At 67.8% G+C, this 17003-nt stretch carries 9 protein-coding genes, 1 tRNA gene and 1 pseudogene; 6 read left to right on the top strand and 5 right to left on the bottom strand.

The genetic code is table 11. The features are described from left to right. The first annotated feature begins 58 nt into the window (after window positions 1-58). Window positions 59-4639 (top strand): Calx-beta domain-containing protein, encoded by a 4581-nt coding sequence (locus tag ACFE7F_RS01135; protein WP_375401989.1) that lies wholly within the window; start codon window positions 59-61, stop codon window positions 4637-4639. 78 nt (window positions 4640-4717) lie between these two features. On the opposite strand, the gene ACFE7F_RS01130 is transcribed toward ACFE7F_RS01135, so the two are convergent. After that, a complete protein-coding gene (locus ACFE7F_RS01130) occupies window positions 4718-5080 on the bottom strand; it encodes a hypothetical protein (protein ID WP_375401988.1) in 363 nt (120 codons plus the stop codon). Between the two features lie 125 nt (window positions 5081-5205). On the opposite strand from ACFE7F_RS01130, the gene ACFE7F_RS01125 reads away from it, so the two are divergent. The 5 genes and pseudogenes from ACFE7F_RS01125 to ACFE7F_RS01105 all read left to right on the top strand — a co-directional run bounded on the left by ACFE7F_RS01125 (window position 5206) and on the right by ACFE7F_RS01105 (window position 10908). Beyond that, entirely contained in the window at window positions 5206-7536 is a 2331-nt protein-coding gene (locus tag ACFE7F_RS01125) for a M10 family metallopeptidase C-terminal domain-containing protein (RefSeq protein WP_375401987.1), read from the top strand. A gap of 515 nt (window positions 7537-8051) precedes the next feature. Then, window positions 8052-8162 (top strand): annotated as a pseudogene (locus tag ACFE7F_RS01120) (PEPxxWA-CTERM sorting domain-containing protein); the annotation flags it as partial. 181 nt (window positions 8163-8343) lie between these two features. After that, window positions 8344-8417: transfer RNA gene (locus tag ACFE7F_RS01115), tRNA-Gly, on the top strand. A 200-nt stretch (window positions 8418-8617) separates the two neighbouring features. After that, entirely contained in the window at window positions 8618-9919 is a 1302-nt protein-coding gene (locus ACFE7F_RS01110) for a UDP-glucose dehydrogenase family protein (protein ID WP_375401986.1), read from the top strand. Next, complete coding sequence (locus ACFE7F_RS01105) at window positions 9916-10908, top strand: SDR family NAD(P)-dependent oxidoreductase (RefSeq protein ID WP_375401985.1); 993 nt, start codon at window positions 9916-9918, stop codon at window positions 10906-10908. The genes ACFE7F_RS01110 and ACFE7F_RS01105 overlap by 4 nt, the downstream gene beginning before the upstream one ends. A gap of 10 nt (window positions 10909-10918) precedes the next feature. Here ACFE7F_RS01105 and ACFE7F_RS01100 read toward each other — a convergent pair whose 3' ends face one another. The 4 genes from ACFE7F_RS01100 to ACFE7F_RS01085 all read right to left on the bottom strand — a co-directional run bounded on the left by ACFE7F_RS01100 (window position 10919) and on the right by ACFE7F_RS01085 (window position 16857). Next, window positions 10919-12595 carry a TolC family protein gene (locus tag ACFE7F_RS01100; protein WP_375401984.1) on the bottom strand — a complete coding sequence of 559 codons (1677 nt, stop codon included), beginning with the start codon at window positions 12593-12595 and terminating at the stop codon, window positions 10919-10921. Window positions 12596-12628: 33 nt separating this feature from the next. After that, window positions 12629-13975, bottom strand: coding sequence for an HlyD family type I secretion periplasmic adaptor subunit (locus ACFE7F_RS01095; RefSeq protein ID WP_375401983.1), 1347 nt, complete (start codon window positions 13973-13975; stop codon window positions 12629-12631). Window positions 13976-13986: 11 nt separating this feature from the next. Then, the gene (locus tag ACFE7F_RS01090; protein ID WP_375401982.1) at window positions 13987-15753 is read right to left on the bottom strand and encodes a type I secretion system permease/ATPase; all 1767 of its coding nucleotides are present in this window, start codon (window positions 15751-15753) and stop codon (window positions 13987-13989) included. Window positions 15754-15960: 207 nt separating this feature from the next. Continuing rightward, on the bottom strand, window positions 15961-16857 hold the full coding sequence (locus ACFE7F_RS01085; RefSeq protein ID WP_375401981.1) for a family 16 glycosylhydrolase: 897 nt from the start codon (window positions 16855-16857) through the stop codon (window positions 15961-15963). Between the last annotated feature and the right edge of the window lie 146 nt (window positions 16858-17003).

Genomic DNA, 17003 nt, shown 5'->3' with positions numbered 1-17003 from the left:
GAGCCCGGGATCGACGGACCGCGCCCAGGCGCCTCGTCCGCATTCGAGGGAAATCGCCATGCCTGCCAACGTCTTCTTCAACGAGCTGCATTACGACAACGCGGGCACCGATACGCAGGAAGGCTTCGAGCTCGCGGGCGTCGCCGGCACCGACCTGACTGGCTGGCGCGTCTTCTTCTACAACGGCACCGGCGGCGTCGTGTACGACCAGCTCGCGCTGTCGGGCGTGATCCCGAACGCGCAGAACGGGTTCGGCACGCTTTCCTTCCTACGCGCCGGCATCCAGAACGGCTCGCCCGACGGCATCGCGTTGGTCGACGGGGCGGGCGTCGTGGTGCAATTCCTGTCTTACGAGGGTCCGCTGACGGCGACCAATGGTCCCGCGTCGGGCATGACCAGCACCGACATTGGCGTGTCGGAGGCCGGCACGGAGCCGGTCGGCTTCAGCCTGCAGCTGCGCGGCAGCGGCCGGCAGGCAAGCGACTTCACCTGGACCGCGCCATCGGCGAGCAGCCCGGGGGCGGTGAACAACGGCCAGACCTTCACCGCGGCCGCCGCCAACGGCGCGCTGTCGATCGCCGACGCTCAGGCCGTCGAAGGCAACGACGGCGCGTCGGATATCGTTTTCACAGTCACCCGCACGGGCGGCAGCGAAGGCGCGGTGTCCGCTAGCTACCAGGTCATGTTCGGCTCGGGTACGGGCCAGGCGGCCGCCGACGATTTCAGCCCGGCCTTCGCCGCGACCGGCACCGTCGCCTTCACCGCCGGCCAGACTACCGCCGAAATCCGGCTACCTGTTCGGGGCGACACCGCATTCGAGGCGGACGAGGCGTTCACCGTGACGCTTTCCGCTCCGCAGGGTGGCGCGACGCTGGCCGACGCGGTCGCGACCGGGACGATCGCCAACGACGACGCCACGCCTCCCACCGCCCCTGCCAACGTGTTCATCAACGAGATCCACTACGACAATGCCGGCACGGACGTCGGCGAGGCGATCGAGGTCGCAGGCGTCGCGGGCACCGACCTGACCGGCTGGACGCTGGTCCTGTATAACGGCAACGGGGGCGCCGTGTACGGCACGCTCGCGCTGAGCGGCGTCATCGCCGACCAGGCGGGCGGCTTCGGCACGGTGTCCGTCGCTGCGGTCGGGCTGCAGAACGGCGCGCCCGACGGCGTGGCGCTCGTCGATGCGGGCGGGCGTGTGATCCAGTTCCTGTCTTACGAAGGACAGATGACCGCGACAAACGGACCCGCCGCCGGGCTGACCAGCACCGACATCGGCGTGGCGGAAGAGCCCGCTCCCGGCGTCGGCCTGTCGCTCCAGCTGAAGGGCAGCGGCTCGAGCGCCGCCGACTTCACCTGGACGACCGCATCCGACGACAGCTTCGGCCAGGTCAACGCCGGCCAGACCTTCCTGTCGCCTACCGGCACCGGCCAGCTCCGCGTAGGCGACGCGCAGGTTACCGAAGGCGACAGCGGCACGCGCGCGCTGACCTTCGTCGTCAGCCGTGCCGGCGGCACGGCGTCGGCCGCCAGCGTAGATTATCAGATCACGTTCGGCACGGCCGACGCGGCCGACCTCATCGCCGGCGCGGCGCTCGCCGGCACCGTCCAATTCGCGGCCGGCGAGACGAGCCGCCCGGTCATCGTTTCTGTCCAGGGCGATACGGTCGGCGAGCGCAACGAGACGCTGTTCGTGACGCTGGGCGCGACCACCGGCGACGTGGTCGTGACGCAAGGGTCCGCGACGGGCACGATCAACAACGACGACCCGGTACAGGCGACGATCGCCCAAATCCAGGGAGCGGGCCACCAGTCCGCCTTCGTCGGCCAAGTGGTCTCGACCACCGGCATCGTCACCGCCGTCGACTCCAACGGCTTTTATCTGCAGGACCCGACCGGCGACGGTGACGTCGCCACGTCGGAGGGCGTGTTCGTCTTCACGAATACGCGGCCCGCGGTGACGGTCGGCGACGGGACCACCGTGCGCGGCACGGTGAGCGAGTTTCAGGGTGGCCCGACCGGGCTGTCCGTCACGCAGATCGCCGCCCCCACCGTGACGATCGACAGCCGCGGGAACGCGCTTCCGACCGCGGTGCTGATCGGCGTAGGCGGACGGACGCCGCCGCCCGAGACGACCGAAGACGACGGGCTGACGAGCTTCGACCCTGCGACCGACGGACTGGATTTCTACGAGTCTCTGGAGGGGATGCGCGTCACCGTCGACCGGCCGATGGCAGTGTCCAACACCAACAATTTCGGCGAGACCGATGTGGTCGCTTCGTTTGGCGCGGGCGCGACCGGCGTCAACGCGCGGGGCGGGATTACCGTCTCGCCGAACGCCACGGACGGCTTGGGCGACTTCAACCCGGAAAAGCTCCAGATCGACAACGACGCGGACGTATTCGCCGGTTTCACCCCGGCCTACACGATCGGCGATCAGTTGAGCAGCGTGACCGGCGTGCTCAACTACGCGTTCGACAATTACGAGCTGGTGGTGACCGCGCCGGTGACCGTCACCCGCGACGCGACGCTGGAGCGCGAGACGACCGCGCTCCGGGGCGACGGCAACAGGCTGTCGATTGCGACCTACAATCTGGAAAATCTCGACCGTTCGGACAACAAGTTCGATATCCTCGCGAGCGACATCGTGTTCCGCCTGCGAGCGCCCGACATCCTGGCGGTGCAGGAGATCCAAGACGCCGACGGCGCTGGCATGGGTTCGAACTTGTCGGGTGTCGTGACCGCGCAGGGGCTGATCGACGCGATCCGCGCGCAATCGGGCCTGCGCTACGCATATGTCGAGATTGCGCCCGACGCGCCCAACTCGACCGGTGGCGAGCCCGGCGGCAACATCCGCAACGGGTATTTCTATAACATTGACCGGGTCGCCTATATCGAGGGCAGCGCGTCGCTGATCACCGGTTCCGCCTATAACGGCACCCGCAAGCCGCTGGTCGCGCAGTTCGCCTTCGCGGGCGAGACGCTGACCGCGATCAACGTCCATCTCACCTCGCGCCTAGGCAGCGATCCGCTGCAGGGTGACCGTCAACCGCCGATCAATGCGGGCGACGCTGCCCGCACCGCGCAGCTCGCTGGTGTGAAGGCCTACATTAACGCCCAGCCCGCGAGCGACCCGGCGTTCAACGTCGCGGTGCTTGGCGATTTCAACGGCTTCTATTTCGAGGAGGAGCAGCTGCAGCTGACCGATCCGGGACGGGGCGGCGTGCTCGTAAACCTGAACGGGTTATTGCCCGAGCAGGAGCGCTACAGTTTCGTGTTCAACGGCAACGCGCAGGCGCTCGACAACATCCTTGTGTCGGGCGGCCTGACGGCGGGGGCGGCGTTCGACGCGGTCCATCTGAACGCCGAGTTCTCGGGCACGCGGCCGACCGATCACGATCCGCAGCTGGCGCTCCTGCAACTGGGCCGCGCGCCGACCAACCTCGTCCTCAGTAACGCGAGCATCAAGGAGAATCTGCCCGCAGGCAGCGTGGTAGGCAGTCTGTCGGCGAGCGATACGTCGAACGACCGGCTGACCTTCGCGCTCACCGACAATGCGGGCGGGTTGTTCGTGGTCGATCCCGCGACCGGCGTGGTCACCACCACCGCGCCGCTCAACGCGGAGAGCGTGGGAAGCTACGCGATCACCGCGACCGCGACCGATACGGGTGGCCTGGCGACGACGGCGGGCTTCACGCTGACCGTCGTCGAGGTGAACGAGGCTCCGACCGCGCGCGCCGATACGGCCGCGGTAAACGAGGACATGGAGGCGGGCGATCTGTATGCCGCGCTACTCGCCAACGACGCCGATCCCGACGCGGGCCAGACGCTATCGATCGCATCGGTCGACACGGCCGGTACGTTCGGCACCGTTCGGTTCGACGCCGGCGCGCGCAGACTGGTCTATGTCGCCGACGACGACTCGTTCGACGCGCTGGCGCCGGGCGAGACGTTCGTCGACCGCTTTACCTACACCGCGACCGATGCGGGCGGGCTGACCAGCACCGCGAGCGTGGCCGTAACGGTCACGGGCGTCACCGACGGCGTCACGCGAATCGGCGGCGCGGGCGACGACACGATCGACGGCACGAACGACGAGGACGCGCTGTTTGGCGGCACGGGTGCCGACACGCTGAATGGGCGCGGCGGCAACGACCGGCTCGAGGGCGGGTTGGGCGCGGACCGGCTCAACGGCGGCGGTGGCCGCGACCTGCTATATGGCGACGCGGGCGAGGATACGTTGTCGAGCGAGGGGGGCAACGACGCGTTGTTCGGCGGGCTCGGCAACGACCGGCTCACCGGCGGCGCAGGGAGCGACGCGTTCCATTTTGGCCGGCGCGAGGGCGCGGACGTTATCACCGACTTCGACACGAACGCGGACTTCATCGTCATCGACGGCGGCGGCACCCTGCTGCGCAGCCGAGTGCGCGACGTGAACGGCGACGGCGTTGACGACCTGACGCTGACGCTGGGGCTCGGCACGACCGTCGATCTGCTGGGCGTGAGCGACGTCGCCGCGGTGCGTTTCGGCCCTTCAAACCAGACATCGACCGCGATGGCCTTGCAGCAGCCCGGCGGCGCTCTCGACTTGACGCAAAGCGGTTTCGCGCACGCGGAGCTCGTTTTCGGGGTCTGACGGAGCGGCCGTACCCGCATTTGGGTGCGGCCGGACTAGTGCCTCGTCACTCCGGACGGCTGCGCGTCGGTTCGGTCGCTACTGCTTGAACCCGAACCGCTTTGCCAGCTGGTCGCGGGTGAAATGCCGGGCGGCCGATCCATCGCGCAGGTTGCCGGTCTCAAGCCTGAATAGGCCCGGGCTAACCTCCCGGTACCACGGCCGGTCCATCGGCCCGGCATAGTCGCGCAGATGGGCGAGATACTCGTCGAGCGTCTCAAACTCGCGCCCGCGTGCGTGCGGCAAGCCGCCGGGAAAGGCTGCGCTGGGCCGTGTCGTCGGCCGAGCCGCAGCCGCCTGTGTGACCACCTCTCCTCGAGACGGTGCGGCTGCTTGTGCGTGGCCCGTCGCCGCCAGGAACATCACCGGCCAGACGAGACCTGCCGTCATAACGTCGCTCATCGTTCGTCTCCGCGCGATTTACTCGAACATAGCTATTGTATCGTGGTTAAGTTCATGTTTTTTAGCAATACGAGAACTTTTTCGGGAACGCCCGGGCGGACCGAAAACCAAAAGGGGAATATCGAATGACTACCGATAGCTACTTGGTCGGACAGTTCACGGCTGGCTTCGGCGAAGCGGCCGGCGACCGGATCGACATCATGCCCTGCGGCTGCATGATGTGTCAGGGCAAGGAGCTGGTCACCCGCGAGCGCACGCTCGACGTGTCCGCCGGCGTGACCGCCACCGTTCCCAGCAGCATCCAGTTTCCGTCGGACGTCAGGTTCACGGGCACGATCTCGCAGGGCGAGGCGTTCGACACCTTTTCCTTCTCGGTCGTTGCGGGTCAGACCTATTCCGTCGCGCTGCGCGGCGCGGGCACGGGTCCCAACTCGCTCGCGGACCCGCTCTTGTTCGTGTTCGACACGACCGGCGCGGTCGCGGAGTTCGACGACGACGGCGGCGTGTCGACCACCTCGCTGCTCACCTTCACCGCCGTCGCGACTGGCACATATACGCTGACGTCCGAGCCGTTCGACGAGGGCGACGTTGGTGACTACACCGTCGACATCTGGCAGCAGCGCGCGACGGACCGGGTGCCCGCGACCTTCGAGGGCGCGGTGACGATCGGAACAGGTACCACGTTCGGCCATGTCGAGACCGGCGGCGACGTTGACCGGTACAAGGTGTTTCTGGAGGCGGGCAAGCTCTATACCTTCCAGATGGCGGGCGGCACCGACGCCAACGACACCAAGGCGGCCGTTACGCCGGGCGAGCTCGACACGGTGCTCGGCATCTACCGACCCGACGGCACATTCATCGGGCGCAGCGACGATCTCGGCGCGAGCGATCTGAGTTCGGGCTTCAGCTACACTGCGCCCACGACCGGCTTCTACTATCTCGATGCATCCGCGGCGGGCGCTACCCAGACGGGCGGCTATACGCTCGACGTTACCGCGATCGATCCAACCCAGTTCGACCCGCTCGACTCGATTAACTGGCGCAACTCGACCACCATCCCGACCACGACGGTGAACGGCAGAGAAACCGCATACGTCTATTTCGGCGACTCGGACGAGAATTTTGGCCAGACCGCGGACGACGGTACCTCGCCGATGGTGACGATTGACTGGAACCCCTTCGAGAAGCAGCAGGTCATGCTCGCCCTCGATGAGTTCGAGCGCATCCTGGGCATCGATTATCAGGTAACGGAGGACTCGAGCCAGGCGACCTTCCGTTTGCTGAAGACCGTATCGACCCAGTATGGCGCGTACTTCTTTCCGCAGGACCCCGTTTTCGGCGGGGATCAGGGCGTTGGCGTGTTCAACGTCGCGAGCGGCGGCTGGCGCTTCCAGCAGCAGCAGAGTCTTGAGCGAGGCGGCTTCTCCTATGCGGTCATTCTGCATGAGTTCGGCCACGCGCACGGCCTGGCCCATCCGCACGACCGGGGCGGCGGGTCGGAGATCATGCTGGGCGTGGCCGGTTCTTCGGGTCCCGGCACCTACGGCCTGTTCGACCTGAACCAGGGCGTTTACTCCGTCATGTCATACAATGACGCGAACCCGCGCGGCGCGAACGGTCCGTCGCCTTTTACCGGCGCGACCATCGACCGGGGCTGGTCGGGGACGCTCGGCGCGTTCGACATCGCGGTGCTTCAGGACAAGTACGGCGTCGTCGACCGTGAGACCGGGAACAACGTGTACGAGCTGCGTGACGCCAATGCCCGCGGCACCTTCTATTCAACGATCTGGGACATGGCGGGTACCGACGAGATCCGCTATAACGGTGCGCGCGCGTCACAGATCGACCTCACCGCGGCGACACTCGACTACACCGCCACCGGCGGCGGCGTGGTGTCGTTCGTGGGCGGCATCTTCGGTGGATACACGATCGCGAACGATGTCGTCATCGAGAACGCGACCGGCGGGTCGGGCGCGGACGTCCTGCTCGGCAACGCAGCCGGGAACGTGCTGACGGGCAATGCGGGTGACGACGTCCTGCACGGCCGGGTCGGCGCGGACACGTTGATCGGTGGCGACGGCGCGGATGTGCTGGTCGGCGGGGCGGGCGATGACCGGCTGCAGGGCGGCTTCGGCGTCGACCGCTTCGTGTTCGAGGCGAATGGCGGTATCGACACGATCGTCGACTTCCGGCGTGGCGACAAGATCGACCTCACCGCGTTCGTCGGCGTCGACCGCAGCGACGTTACCCTGTCGAATGGACGCATCTTCATCGAGAACGGCGCAAACGACATCACCATCCTCGTCCAGGGCGACAGGGTCAGCGACTCCGCCTTCCTGTTCGCCACGATCGGTTCGCCGACATCCACGACGACCGGCGACACAGTGGTCGGCAGTTTCTCGGGATCGCCGAGCGGCGTTCTAGTTGGGCAGTTCAACGACTATATACTTTTCTAATCGTGTCTTTTCGGGACAAGCATTTTGAGCGTTAACCTGTTATGCGGTCCGCAATCATTGATCGGCCGCAATTTAGGGGTGATGAGCTTATGACGTACAACTACAAGTCGGTGGTCGGGGCCGCGTTGATCGGCGCGGCCGCAGTCGCCACGCCGGCTGCGGCGCAGCAATATTCGTTTTCGTTCGATGACCGGACGGTCCTCAACCGGGATTTCTCGTTCGCGCTGCCGAGCAGCGTGACCCCGGATTTCGCGAGCGAGCTAGGCTTCGGCGTCGCCGACGTCTCGATCCGGCGTACCGGTGGCGTGACGCAGTCAACGGTCAGCGATGTTTCGTTCTTTTTCGGAATCGAAGGCGGCGGGTTCACGACCGACTTCGACGATCTACGCGGGGCGCAGCTCTTTACTGGCCCGAACACGTCGCCGACCTTCCGGCTCGGAAACTTCGATCTGAGCAGGTTCGACGACGCGGGCAATCTGACCTTCGCCGGCAACCTAACGATCGCTGATCTCGCCGCCGCGGTTCCGGAGCCGGCCACCTGGGCGCTCATGATCCTCGGCTTTGGCGCGGTGGGTGCGGCGTTGCGACGCAGGAGGGTCACCACCCGCATCAGCTTCGCCAGCTGAACGCTTGTCCGGATGACGAAGAAGGGGCGGGAGTCGGCGGCTCCTGCCCCTTTTTTGTAAGCGGTTAAGTCGCTGCCATCCGACACCGATCGCATTGACCATCATACTTCGTTCGTGGCATTGACTGATTGCTGATCGATTTGCACCGCGCTCTTGCCGGCTCCGGTTCGGATCTCGCTATGCGGGTGTAGCTCAATGGCAGAGCAGAAGCTTCCCAAGCTTACGACGAGGGTTCGATTCCCTTCACCCGCTCCAATCACTATCCACGGCTTAGCTCGCACTCCACAGGTCGTCGCGTAGCGGCGTCCTAGTAGGCGATTCAGTGCGATACTCACTCAGACGAACGCCGGGATAAGCTGACTTTCACTTGGGTGCCGTTATTGGCCGACTCGCGTCGGTCCGTCCCGCTTGGTCGACCGCGCGACATTGCCGGTTAGGCGAAGGGGGAGACGGACTTGCGCATCACCATGATCGGTTCGGGCTATGTTGGGCTCGTATCAGGCGCGTGCTTCGCCGATTTCGGGCACGAAGTTTGCTGCGTCGACATGGACGTGCGCAAGATCGACCGGTTGTTGGCGGGCCAGATGCCGATCTACGAGCCCGGGCTGGAGGCGTTGGTCGCGCGGAACGTCGCGGCAGGACGGCTGCGCTTCACCACCGACCTGCGCGGCGGTGTGGCGGGCGCGGCGGCGATCTTCATTGCGGTGGGAACGCCGTCCAGGCGCGGCGACGGCCATGCCGACCTGTCCTACGTCCATGCCGCGGCCAAGGAGATCGGCGAGGCGATCACCGGCTATACGGTCGTGGTCACGAAATCGACGGTGCCGGTTGGGACGGGGGATGAAGTTGAGCGTATCGTCCGCGAGGCCGCTCCGGAGGCGGCGTTCGGGGTGGTGTCGAACCCCGAGTTCCTGCGCGAGGGCGCGGCGATCGAGGACTTCAAGCGGCCCGACCGCATCGTCATCGGGTCGGAGGACGCGCGCGCGACCGAGGTGATGCGCCAGGTATACCGCCCGTTGTCGCTCAACGCGGCGCCGATGCTGGTGACGAGCCGGCGCACCGCCGAGCTGATCAAATACGCCGGCAACGCATTCCTCGCGACCAAGATCACCTTCATCAACGAGATCGCCGATCTGTGCGAGAAGGTGGGGGCCGACGTCCAGGATGTCTCGCGCGGCATCGGCCTCGATAACCGCATCGGCCGCAAGTTCCTCCATGCCGGCCCCGGCTACGGCGGCTCGTGCTTCCCCAAGGACACGCTGGCGCTCCTGAAGACCAGCCAGGACTATGATGCGCCGCAACGGATCGTCGAGGCGGTGGTCGCGGTTAACGACACCCGCAAGCGCGCGATGGGTCGCAAGATCATCACGGCGATGGGGGGCGAGGTGCGGGGCAAGACGGTCGCGGTGCTCGGCCTGACGTTCAAGCCCAACACCGACGACATGCGCGACTCGCCCGCGATCTCGGTCATCCAGGCGCTGCAGGACGCGGGCGCGACCGTGCGGGCCTATGATCCGGAGGGGCACGAGCAGGCCCGGCCGATATTGCCCGACGTCCATTATTGCGAGGGACCGTACCAGGCGATCGAGGGTGCCGACGCCCTGGCGATCGTGACGGAGTGGGACGCGTTCCGCGCGCTCGACTTTGCGCGCGTCAAATCGCTCCTGAAGTCGCCCGTGCTCATCGATCTGCGCAACATCTACAATCGCGCCGAGATCGAGGCCGCGGGCTTCAGCTACACGGGCGTCGGACGATGACGGAGGGAACGCGCACCGGCCCGGTCCTAGTGACCGGCGCGGCGGGCTTCATCGGCCATGCGGTCGCGCACCGCCTGCTGGACCGGGGCGAGCGGGTGATCGGCGTCGACATCGTCGACGACTATTACGATCCCGCGCTGAAGGAGGCGCGGCTGGCCACGCTCGCCGGTCGCGACGCCTTCGCGTTCGAGCGCGCCGATATCGCCGACGCGGACCGGATGCGGGCGCTGGTCGCGACCGCCGGGGTTCGACGGATCGTCCATCTGGCCGCGCAGGCGGGGGTCCGGTACAGCCTGGAAAACCCGTTCGCCTATCAGCGGTCGAACCTGCAGGGGCATCTGTCGATCCTGGAGGCCAGCCGCCACGCGCCCGGCTTCGAGCATCTCGTCTACGCCTCGTCGAGCTCGGTCTACGGCGACCGGCCGATGGGCGGTGCGGGCTTCACCGAGGACGAGCCCGCCGGCGCGCCCGTGTCGCTCTATGCCGCGACCAAGCGCGCGTGCGAGCTGATGAGCCACAGCTACGCCCATTTATACCGCTATTCGCAGACGGGCCTGCGCTTCTTCACCGTCTATGGCCCGTGGGGACGGCCCGACATGGCGATCTTCGGCTTCGCGGCGAAGATCCTGTCGGGCGACCCCATCGAGATCTACGGTGAGGGGCGGATGGCGCGCGACTTCACCTATATCGACGACATCGTGGACGGGGTCATCGGCGCGCTCGACCACCCGCCCGCGCCCGGCGGGCAGCGTCTGCTCAACATCGGCAGCAACGACCCGGTCGGCCTGCTCGACATGGTCCGCTCGCTCGAACGCGCGTTGGGGCGCGACGCGGTCAAGGTCATGCGGCCGATGCAGCCGGGCGACGTCACCGCCACCTATGCCGACGTGTCGGCGCTCATGGAATTAACCGGATATCGCCCGCGCGTGAGGCTGGATGAAGGCATCGACCGCTTCGTCGCATGGTACCGCGACTTCCACGACATGTGAGCCGCCGTCCCTATTTACCGCCGCCGGTGGGCGGAGGCAGGACCGGCGTCAACCGTATGCGCGGCGGGGTCTCCGTGGTCAGCGGCACCAGGCCGTCCTCCGCAAGCGCGCCGCTCGGGTCGCGGATCGGCCGGTCGGTCCGCACGTCGCGCGCGGTCAGCCCGTCGAGCGCCGACAACGCCGGGGTGAGGAGGGGAACATCGCCACTCCGCGCCACCCGGTCGAAATTGGCCAGCGAATCGTACGAGCGGATGTCGGGCACGAGCAGCGGCGCTTCCAGCCGGCCGATCGCGGCGAGGAGCTGAGCGCGCGCGAGATATTCGTTGGCCTGGGCGATCACGAAGTTGGTGCGGACATTGAGCAGGTCGCGCGCGAGATCGAGCACGTCGAGCGTGGTCCGCGCGCCCGCGCGCTCCTGAAGCAACGCGCCCTCATAGGCGAGCCGGGCCGCCTCGCTTGCCTTCGCGAAATGCTCGAGCGACGCCCGCGATGCGGTGAGCTGGTTCCAGCTGGTCGCCACCGCCTCGCGCGTATCGCGCAGCGCCAGGTCGATCAGACGCCAGTCCGCCTCGTTGGCCTCCTTGGCGGCGCGTAGCTGCGAGTCGCGCAGGTTGGAGTCGATCAGCGGCTGCGTGAAGGTGATGCCCGCGCCCAGATTGGTCGTGCGCAGACTGTCCGCATAGGGTGATGCGCTGCCGTAGGCGCTTGTACCGCGCAGATCGAGCCTGGGTCCCATCTCCGCGCGTGCCGCCTCGATGTTTGCACGCGAGATCTTCTCGCGCGACTGGGCGGCGCGGACCAGCGGGCTGTTCGCGTCGGCATAGGCGTAGGCCCCGGCGATGTCAGGCGACGCGATCGGTAGCGGCATGGGCTCGGCGAGCGCGGGCGCGGCGGGCGCGCCGACCGCATTCAGGAACTGGCTGCGGCTGACGCCCAGCTGCCCCTCAGCCTGGAGCAGCTGCGCGCGGCCGATCTCGACGCGCGTCTCGACCTGCTGAAGGTCGGTCGAGGTGATCTCGCGGACGCGGAACCGCTCGACATTGTCGCGGTATTGCCGGTCGAGCAGATCGACGTTTTCCTGCGCAATCCGGGCCGCCGACGCATCGCGTTCGACCGACACGAACGCGCTGACCACGTCCAGCAGCACCTGCGCCTCCGTCAGCCGGAGCGAGTCGCGGCCGAGCAGGATCTGCGCGCGCGCGCCGTTCTCGCGCGCCCGGTTACGCCCGAAGGTATAGAGCGGCTGGTTCAGGATCAGCGCGGCGGTGTTCGAGAAGCCCTGATCGCCGCGGAAACGGTTCGGCACCAGCTCGCGCCGGTCGCGCTGGTAGTTCTGGCTCGCCTGGAGGTCCAGCGTGGGGCCGTAGGCGGAACGCGCGATCGGCAGCTGATTGTCGGTCGAACGCAGGTTGGCGCGCTCCGCCAGCAGCTGCGGGTTCGACCAATAGGCGAGCGCGATCGCGTCGCGCAGCGTACCGATCGGACGCCCCGGCGTTGTCGCCGCAACGCCGGCGTCCGCGCCGTAGGGGAAGCTGGGCACGTACACCGGCAGGCGCGCGTCGCGGCCGGGCGGGGCCGGGGGAGGGGGCGTCGGCCGCTCCTGCGCCTCCGCCCCGGTCTCGGCGGCGATCGCCACCGACAGGGCGCACACGGCCAGAAGCGCCGTCCGGCGCGTAACGATACTCATCTGTATGCTTTCCCGCTCCGGCCGATGCGGCCGTCAGCCGTCGTTGAACGCGCGCGCGAACTGGTCGCGCAGCGGTTTGGTGAGATAGGACAGCATCGATCGATTGCCCGTCTCGATGAAGACCTCCGCCGGCATTCCCGCCACCAGCTTCATCTGGCGCTCGCGAGACAGCGCGCGCTCGTCGATTTCGACGCGCACCGCGTAGAAGCTTTGCTGCGTCTCGGCCTGGGTGGTGCGCTCGGGCGCGACCACGGCGACCTCGCCCTCGATCTCGGGCGTCGCGGTCGAGCTGAAGGCGGAAAAGCGGATACGCGCGCGCTGGCCGGACCGCACCTGGTCGATGTCCGCGGGGCTGACCATCGCCTCCACGACCATCCGGTCGTCGTCGGGCACGATCTCCATGATCGTCTCCGCCGGGCGGACGACGTCGCCGATCGTGGCGAACGCGACCTTGTCGATCGCTCCCGAATAAGGCGCGCGGATGACACTTCGGTCGAACGTGTCGCCCGCCGAGACCGAGCGCACCTGCTGCTGGTTGAGCGTGCCGTTGACCTGCGCCAGCTGGGTGCCCGCCTCCGACCGGCGCGACTCGCCGAGCTGGATAATCTGCTCGCGCGCTTCGGTGATCCGCGCCTCGGTCTGCGCGATCTGAGCCTGGAGCGCGCCGATGCTACCCTGGAAGTCGACCTGGGTGCGCTCGAGCTGGTTCAGGCGGCTGATCGTGACCAGGTCCTTGTCCCACAACTCCTTCACGCCCCGGCGCTCGGGCTCGATCAGCGCGGTCTGTTTTTGCAGGGCGTCGATCTGCGCGCGATAGCCCGCGATTTGCTGGCCGTATTGGCGGATGCGCGCGTCGAGCTGGGCGCGCATGCCCGCCTGTTCGCCGCGCCGGATCGCGAACAGCTTCTGCTCGTCGGCCAGCGCCTTGCGCGCGCCCGCGTCGGTGCTGCCGCGCAGTTCGGGCGGGACGCCCATGCCGGCTACGCCGAGCCGCTCCGCCTCCAGCCGCGCGCGCTGGGCGAGCAGCTGGTCGACCGAAAGGCCGGATAGCTGCGCGTCGGCGCCCGTGACCGTGTCGTCCAGGCGCATCAATATGTCGCCCTTCTTCACGCGGTCGCCGGTCTTGACGTAGATGGCGGAGATGATGCCGCCGGTCGGATGGGCGATGCGCTTGACCCGCGATTCGACGCCGACCTGGCCGCTGCCGAGCACCGCGCCGCCCATCGGCACGAACGCCGCCGCCGCGCCGAGCCCGAACACCAGGATCGCGATCGCGATGAGCGACAGGCGCAGCTTGGACTTGATGTTGCGGTCGGGATCATACGGCGCGACGCCGTACCGGTCGTGGTCGCCCGACAGGGCGGGAAGATTGGTGGCCATGGCTGAACCTTCTATACCGCGGCCGCGGCGGGGCCGCCAGCGCCGGCCGCCTGGGGCCGTACGGGTCGAAGCGGCGTCGGCTTGGCGGTGATCTTCGCGAGGACCTCGTCCCGCGGGCCGAACGCCTCGATCCGGCCGTCGCGCATGAAGCACACGTAATTGACCTGCGCGAGCGCCGACGGGCGGTGCGCGATCAGAACGGCGATCCCGCCGCGGTCGCGGATGGCGCGCACCGCGCGCTCCAGCGCGGCCTCGCCCGCCGCGTCGAGGTTGGAGTTGGGCTCGTCGAGCAGCACCAGGAACGGGTCCTTGTAGAGCGCCCGGGCAAGGCCGATCCGCTGCCGCTGCCCGGCCGACAGCTGCGAGCCGTCGGAGCCGACGGCGGTCTCGTACCCTTGCGGCAGCTGCACGACCATTTCGTGCACCCCGGCCACCTCGGCGGCGGCGATCACCGCGGCCGAGTCGGGTTCGGGATCGAAGCGCGCGATGTTCTCGGCGACGGTGCCGTCGAGCAGCTCGACGGTCTGCGGCAGATAGCCGATGAACTCGCCCAGCGCGTCGGGATGCCATTGGTCGAGCGTCGCGCCGTCGAGCCGCACCGCCCCGCGCGCGGGGCGCCATACGCCGATCAGCGCGCGGCCGAGCGAGGTCTTGCCCGCCGCGCTCGCGCCGACGATACCCAGCGCATCGCCCGCCGTCAGCTTGAAGTCGGCATTCTGCACCGTCACGCGCTGGGTTCCGGGCGGGGCCACCACGAGCCCCTCGACCGAGAGCTCGCGCGTGGGCCGGGGCAGGATGGTCATCACCGCCTGCTCGCCGGGCACGCGCGCGAGCAGGTCGCTGATCCGCTTCCAACCGATCCGTGCGGCCGCGAAGCCCCGCCAGTTGCCGATCGCGGCGTCGACGGGAGCGAGCGCGCGGCCGGCCAGGATGGAGGACGCGAAGATCACGCCGCCGCTCGCCTTGCCGTCGATCACCAGGATCGCGCCGACCGTCAGGATCAGCGACTGGAGCAGCAGCCGGAACACCTTGCTGGTGCCGCCCAGCACGCCGATGGTGCGCGACATGCGGTCGTTGGCGCCGAGGTACAGGTTGTTCACCTCGCTCCAGCGATCCTGCATCCGGCTGCGCATGCCGAGCGCCGTCAGCAGTTCGACGTGGCGCAGGTTGTTGTCGGCCATGCCGTTGCGCATCGCGGCGATCTGGGCGACCTGGCTCATCGGCTCGCGCGTGCGACGGTCGGTCAGGACCGTCAGGATGATCAGCACGACCGCGCCGACGAGCGCGGTCACGCCCAGCCAGACATGGAGCATGAACAGGATCGCGAGGAAGAACAGGATCCAGGGCAGGTCGATCAGCGCGGCGGGGCCCGGTCCGCCCAGGAAGCCGCGCACCTGGTCCAGATCGCGCATCACGGTCAGCCCGTCGCCTGCCGTCCGTCCGCCACGCATCGACGCTTCGGAAATGGCGAGCTGGACGCGCCGCGACAGCTGACGGTCCAGTCCCGAGGCGACATCGGACAGGATGCGCTGGCGCATCGTGTCGAACAGCCCCTGGAACGCGTAGATCACGACGATCATCGCCAGCAGGCCGAACAGCGTCGGCAGGCTGTGGCTCGGCAGCACCGAGTCGTAGACCATCATCATGTAAAGCGACCCGCCCAACAGCAGCACGTTGAGCATGCCGCTCAGGATCGCCACCGTGATGAAGGCCGTCCGGTACCGGGCCACCGCGGCGCGCAGCTCCGTCCGCCTGCCGTCACCCTGGATATTCGCCACAGAACTTTCCTCGCCGGGCGCGCGGCGGACCATTCCACCGGGCGACCGCCGCGAGTGACCTAGCTTGAGGTTAGTCCCGCGCGCAAGCTCCGTGCCGCGCCGCGTCCGTTGCGGGAAAGCGTCCGGCAGCCGATCGCGGGCCGGTTAAACCGTTGAAGCGGCCGGAAATCGCCCGGGCGACGCGTCGTCGTCGCCCGGGCCGCCGGGTCAGATCGGCGTCTTGCCGGTCGGGTTGTAGCCGTAGCCGTGGACGGTCATGGTCAGCGTCTCCTTGTCGGCCAGCCCGGTCCACCGGCCGACCCAGCCGACGAAGCCGCCGTCGTCCGGATTGGCGGCCCACATCTCGATGAAGGGCCGCAGCGTGCGGGAAACGAATCCCTTGGAGGTGCTCCGATCCCAGCGGTGGACGCGGTAGCCGTCCAGGTACATCTCGACATAGCCGTTCGTCTGGTCGACCTTGATGCCGAAACGGTGGCGTTCACCCGACATGTCGCGGCCAGCGAAAAGCCGCGACGACATGTGCTGCATCTGACCGTTCACCTTGACGTGCATGGTGACGTCCAAGCCCTTGCGCCCGGCAAATTCGAAGTCGATCTCGTCGCTGCTCTGGGCGTCGTAGAGCCAGAGCGGCGCCACGACCAACCCGTCCTTGAGCTTGGGCAGCGTGACTTCGGTCTCCCACATGCCCGTCGCGACCGGCGGCATCCCGTCCATCGCCTGGAGCTGCGGCGCGCCGCCCGAATCGAGCTTCATGACGACGTCGCCGTTGGCGGCCTTCGACACGTGGTCGTACTTCCAGGGGAGCGGGCCCATCCAGTTGCCCCATTCGGACGCGTGCCACTTGCCGCCCCAGTTCCACAGCCGCATGTCCGACAGGTCGAGCGGCGGCAGCGACGCCGCGCCGCGCTTGATGTAGCGCAGCGCCTCCAGGTCCTCGGGCGAGCCCTGGGCCGTTTCGGGCGCGGGGGCCGGCGCCGCGGCCGGGACCGGCGCGACGGCGACCGCGCCGGGTACGATGTTGATGCCGGGCGCGGCCCCTTCGCTGCCCCCGCCGCAGCCCGCCAGCAGCAGCGCGACCGTGACCATGGCGGACGACGTACGCAACCGATTGATATGCATGTCTTTGAAACCCCTCCCAAGAACTGAGGTGGGAGTAGGCGGCGACCCTTTAACCGCGATCCAAGGGGGTTGGTTGACGCGGCGTTAACCAATCGATGGTTACTCTCGCCTTCAGTCCGTAACCGTCATAG

Origin of the sequence: uncultured Sphingomonas sp. (assembly GCF_964235535.1) — a bacterium.
Lineage (GTDB): Bacteria > Pseudomonadota > Alphaproteobacteria > Sphingomonadales > Sphingomonadaceae > Sphingomonas.
This window is presented reverse-complemented; position numbering and strand designations above follow the sequence as displayed.